Origin of the sequence: Protofrankia sp. Cj3 (assembly GCF_917627355.1) — a bacterium.
In the GTDB taxonomy this organism is placed as follows: domain Bacteria; phylum Actinomycetota; class Actinomycetes; order Frankiales; family Frankiaceae; genus Protofrankia.
On record NZ_CAKJTR010000294.1, the window covers coordinates 1 to 1,204 of the forward strand.

General features: G+C 66.3%; 2 protein-coding genes. Both read left to right on the plus strand.

The features are described 5' to 3' along the window. Positions 1 to 130: 130 nt before the first annotated feature. Positions 131 to 871, plus strand: coding sequence for a helix-turn-helix domain-containing protein (locus MJ783_RS22545; protein ID WP_239313736.1), 741 nt, complete (start codon positions 131 to 133; stop codon positions 869 to 871). Positions 872 to 1,016: 145 nt separating this feature from the next. Further along, on the plus strand, positions 1,017 to 1,204 hold a 188-nt coding region (locus tag MJ783_RS22550; protein ID WP_239313739.1), incomplete at its 3' end, for a hypothetical protein.

A 1,204-nucleotide genomic window follows, 5' to 3' on the forward strand; every position in this document is an offset into this window, starting at 1 on the left:
GCCGGCCGGGAACTCCACGTCCCCGGCTCCTGGGCCGCCGACCCCGCCCGACGGGAGGCCGCCGGCATGCCCGGCGACTGGGAATTCGCTACCAAACGCGAAGGTATGAACTTGAGGTTATACCGAGCCGGTGCTGATCGACTGGTCCCGCGAGTTCGACCGGTGGCTCAGTGGGATCGAGGAGCAAGGCGGCCCGGCGCTGCGTTGGACCACCGCCATGCTCGCCGAGCTTCAGGACCTTGAGAAGAAGCCGGTCGACGATTCGGCGACGTTCAAGCGCATACGCCAAGCGCGCCGGCACGAACTGTGGCGCATCAGCCATCCCTTCGACAAGCAGGTCGCCGTACGGATCGTCTGCTGGTTCCCGGACGAGGCGACCGTTCGCGCTTGTCGGCTTCGACAAGGCCAAGCACGGCGACGTCTGGTACTCCAGCGCGGCCGTCCGTGGCGAGGTGCTTGTGGACCAGTGGCTTCGCGAGCACGGACAGGAGGGCACATGACGACCAGCCGCAGTACCGAGACGTTCGTCTCCGGCGACGAACGGGTCCGGCGCCTTCGCGAGAGGGCCGACCTCGCCGACCAGGTAGAGTCCGCCCGCGCACAGATGCGTGACGCGGACCGCGCCCACGCTATGGGACTCTCCGCGATTCGACGGGCGGCGGATCTCACCCAGACCGAACTCGCCCGGCAGCTCGGGGTCAGCCAGGCGGCCGTGGCGAAGACAGAGCAGCGGCACGACCTGTTGCTGTCGACCCTGCGGGCCTACCTGGAAGCCATCGGCGGCCACGTGCGGATCGTGGTCACCTTCCAAGGCGGACGCGAGGTCGAACTCGACCTCAGCCAGCTGGGATCGACGCCCTCTGGCGCATAGCCGGCGACAACCTGACACCAGCGGAACACGCATGGCCGGAAGGTCGTGAAGGTGTCCCGATTTTATTCATACCTCTCGTGTTTCGCACCTATGCGGCGGCTGCGGCGCAGGCCAGGGAGTAGTCCCGTAATAGATCGGGGTCCACGTGATCTGGGCGAACCGCGGTAAATCTGGCTGCGATCAAGGTTCTGCGCAGCTTGACGATCATGTCTTCGAAGGATGGTTCGGTCTTGCTGCCCTACCACGGCTCAGCGAGCCGGCGGGCGAGCACGTCCTCGGGCTGCTAGCCGTGCAGGGCATACCAGACGATGACCAAGGTCTGCACCAGCATGC